Here is a 3,597-nt window from a genome sequence, read left to right as displayed (position 1 = left end):
ATGAGGTCGGAGGCGGCGCGGGAGATTCGGGTCAACAGGCCAGGTCTCGACGGCAGCGGCTCAGGGTCCTCGACCTGGACGACGGGAGTTTCCGGGACGATCCGCTGGGCGTTCCACTCCAAGAACTCGCCACAGGACCCGCAGAACGTGTCGCGCTCGGTGTTGCGATGTCCACACCCGCCACAGATCAGCATCAGTTGCCCTCCACCCTGACCAGATGCTCGAACGAATAGACCAGGCTGTTGCGTTCGAGATCGATTTGGGCTTGCTCCGCGCCGCGTTCCCCGGTGACCGGATTGGCGCTGAACAACCGGATGTCCTCGACGGCCTGAACCCCACGAACCGACTGCAGCACCGAATAGACATCGCCGGAGCGCACGGACCGTCCGAACTCCCAGCCCGAACCGTCGAATCCCCCACCAGGCAAGGGATTGAGGAACCGGTAGAGCACCTCCAGCGCGTCGACCCGGATCCGGTCGCGGTCGACGCGCGGCCTGGCGACCAGCCGCGCCACCACGGTGACGCCCCGATACCGCGGCGGCTCGACAGACACCCGCGTTCCGATCAGCCGCACCTGCTCCAGCCGCTCGGCCAGGCGTTCCAGCAACGAAACCGAGGGCACCAGGTCGGCGAAGGTGATCACACCACCGGACTGCGACGCGACCGGGACCACCAGAACCTTCACCGTTCCGGTCGGCACGTCGGTACCGGCCGCGGTGATACAACGAATCCTCGCCGCCTCCGGTACGGCCTCCCGCGCCAGGACTTCGTAGTCCTCGGCAGTGACCGCTCGGGCCCGGGTCCGCAACAGAATCGGCGCTCGGTCACGGGCCTGGTCGAGTGTCTCCCCTTCGGTCCCGCCATGGGCCGCGTGCCGATTCTCGACCGCGGCCACAAAGGGAATCGACGACCTCAAAGTGGCGATAGCCGCCCGCGGAACGTTGCCCCGCAGCCCGCCGCCGGTGGCGTACGCACGAAGCTGCACGCTCGCACCGTCGGCCGGAACCGCCCCGTGCCGGCGCACCCCGCCGTCAGCGAGCCGGACCACCGGCCCGAAGGCAACTTCACCCGTGACCGCGTCGAGCCGGAAGTGCCGGTCGGCCGGACCGCTCGCCGCGAAGTCCTCGACCTGGGTCCATTCCTGCCAGCCGTCGTCGGAGCTCGTTTCGATCACCGGCGCGGTCAACCCGGCCAGGACCGGGGTCGTCCGGACGGTGAACACCTGCCCGGGCACCCCGTCCGACTCCCCCAGGAGTTCGTCGAAGATCAGGTCGGCGTTGACCGACTCGACGGTTCCACCGACGCTGCAGGCGTCAAGCCGCCGTACCTGGGGTGAAGCCGAATAGCCGGCCTGACCCTCTTCGGCCGGAACCACTCGGGCCCGGAGCCATCCGGCCAGCAGCCCTCCGACAATGCTGGTCTGGTGGTCGGCCGGCAGGTGCAGTACGAGTGAGCCGGACTGGTTGAGCCCACCGGTCTCGTCGCGATCGATCTCGCATTCCGTCCAGGAAGCCCCCGTCCACGCCTCCCAGACCAAGGGTGGATTGAGCGGGTCGACGCCGAGTCCCTCGGTGTCTCCCGCATAGTCCAGCTGGATCGCCACCGACGGAACCGCGGCATCCAACCCCACCAGGAGTTCGTCGCCGGGTTGTGGTGGCGTGGAGAAGGCCGCGAACCCCACGCCGGCCCGTTCCGGTTCGTACCCGTCCGGCTGTTCCGGCGACCTGGTCACCACAGCGGTGACTGAGCAGGGCGGGATGACGAGTTCCAGGCTGGTGGAGAAGGCGACGGACTCCTCCGTCTCTGTCCTGACCGTGCCGGTCTCGGTACCGGGAGCGATGGTGAACGCGGCCTTGGCCGGCGACGAGAGCCAGAAGGTGACCGGCACCTTGGCCGGGGTCGGCGGCACCAGCCGCAGGCCGATCAGATCGAGGAACTTGAGGTGCAGCCGGTCCGGGACCTGGTTCAGGCGGGAGAAGAGCTGGTCGGTCAGGTACGCACAGGCCTCGAGCAGGGCCAGCCCCACATCGGCCGGGTTGTCGTCGGTCCACTCCGGACATCTCCGACGCGCTACCTTGACCGCGTCCTCGACCAGGTCTGCGAATCTCCGATCATCCAGATCGGGTGCGGGTAAGGCCATCAGTCCTCACCTCCCACTGACTGCAGGTCGGCCTGTACCGCCGCCACCGCCTGGAAGCTGTCCATACCGAACACCACGACAACCTCGCCGTCCTCATCTGTACTGCGTACTCGGTAGCTGATGACGATCTGCACCAGACCGTCGACGGACTGGTCCGGTCTTACCTCGACGTCCTCGACCAGCACCCTCGGCTCCCACACCGTGATCGCCCGTTCGATCTCGTCAGCCAGCCTCGCGCTGAAGGAATCGGTGATCGGTTCGAAGACGAAGTCCCGCAGCCGGCAGCCGAAGTCCGGGCGCATCACCCGCTCACCCGGGTAGGTCTGCAGGATGACCTTCATCCCCTGCTCGAGTTTGTCCGTTCCTCGCGCGATGCCGAATCTGCCCAGCCCGGCGCAGTCGACCGGGAACAGCAGACCTGCCACGGTCTCCGTGCTCACTCGCATCTCCTCCGTCTCAGTTGAGCTTGATCGGCTTGCCCTTGAGCTCGAGCGGACCGGTCCCGTTGACGGTGATCTGCGCGCCCTCCAGGTTCAGGCGTTGGGCCTTCAGATTGAGCGCGGCACCACCGTCGATCGACACCGTGCCGCCGGCGCCCGCCTTGATGTCGATCACCCCACCCGGACCACACTCGATGCTGAGACGACCCTTCTCACCGGGCTGGGTGACCTTGCCCGGCAGGCATTTCAGCGACAGGACGCCGGCGACCTGATCGATCCGAAGAGTCAGATTCCCATCGCCGCTGCCAAGCAGGATCTCGGCCTGCTCGACCTTGTCCGGAGTGGACATCTCGTCGTGGAAGGCGAGCCTGTTTCCCGACGGGGCGACCAGACCTCGCCACTGCACCACGGCGCTCTTGCCAACCACCCGGACCGGCTGGGCACCGAGCGTGTAAATGCTGCGGTTGTTGACGATTCCGCCGAGGACGTACGGCCGCTGAAGATCACCGAACTCGAATCCGACCATCACCTCGTCGCCCGGTTCCGGCAAGAACATCGCGCCACTGTGCTGCCCCGCGCCCGGCTGGACCACACTGGCCCAGTTGGTCTCGTACTCCGGCGAAAGCCAGGGCAGGATCAGCTTCACCCTGCCCTTGCCCAGCGGATCGTTGTTGTTGCTGACGATGCCGCAGACCACCCCGTGAACCCGGTGGTCAGCGACCCTGGAACCACTGGTGAGTCCGAGCAGGGTCCTGTCCTGCTGCCCACTCACCTCGAACCTGGTGCGGTAGCGTGCGAACTCGATCTCGTGACGGGCCCGGGTCAGCGTCCACCGACCGGCGAACGGCGCCGCGACTCCGGAGATGTCCACGGCCCGGCCCGCCGACAGCCACGGATCTCCGATGCTTTCACCGACCGCCTCGGCAAAGGTGCCCGCAAGTTGATCGGCCAGTCCCGCCGCCCTGGCCTGGGCGGCGGGTGCGCCATTGGCATCGAACGAAACCGGCTGGTCCACCA

General features: G+C 67.2%; 4 protein-coding genes. All 4 read right to left on the bottom strand.

Features of this window, described 5'->3' with window-relative positions; all coding sequences use genetic code 11:
- Positions 1-194, bottom strand: a 194-nt coding sequence (locus tag VFG33_RS33010) for a hypothetical protein (protein WP_325056920.1), incomplete at its 3' end; no start/stop codon positions are given.
- Positions 194-2,140 carry a putative baseplate assembly protein gene (locus tag VFG33_RS33005; protein ID WP_325056919.1) on the bottom strand — a complete coding sequence of 649 codons (1,947 nt, stop codon included), beginning with the start codon at positions 2,138-2,140 and terminating at the stop codon, positions 194-196. The genes VFG33_RS33010 and VFG33_RS33005, both read right to left, overlap by 1 nt.
- Positions 2,140-2,580, bottom strand: a complete 441-nt coding sequence (locus tag VFG33_RS33000; protein WP_325056918.1) for a GPW/gp25 family protein — start codon at positions 2,578-2,580, stop codon at positions 2,140-2,142. Before VFG33_RS33000 ends, VFG33_RS33005 begins: the two co-directional genes overlap by 1 nt.
- Positions 2,581-2,596: 16 nt before the next feature.
- On the bottom strand, positions 2,597-3,597 hold a 1,001-nt coding region (locus tag VFG33_RS32995; RefSeq protein WP_325056917.1), incomplete at its 5' end, for a phage baseplate assembly protein V.

Origin of the sequence: Kribbella sp., from assembly GCF_035687465.1 — a bacterium.
Taxonomy (GTDB): Bacteria; Actinomycetota; Actinomycetes; order Propionibacteriales; family Kribbellaceae; genus Kribbella.
Note: the sequence above shows the minus strand (reverse complement) of the source record. Positions and strands in the feature narration are given on the sequence as shown.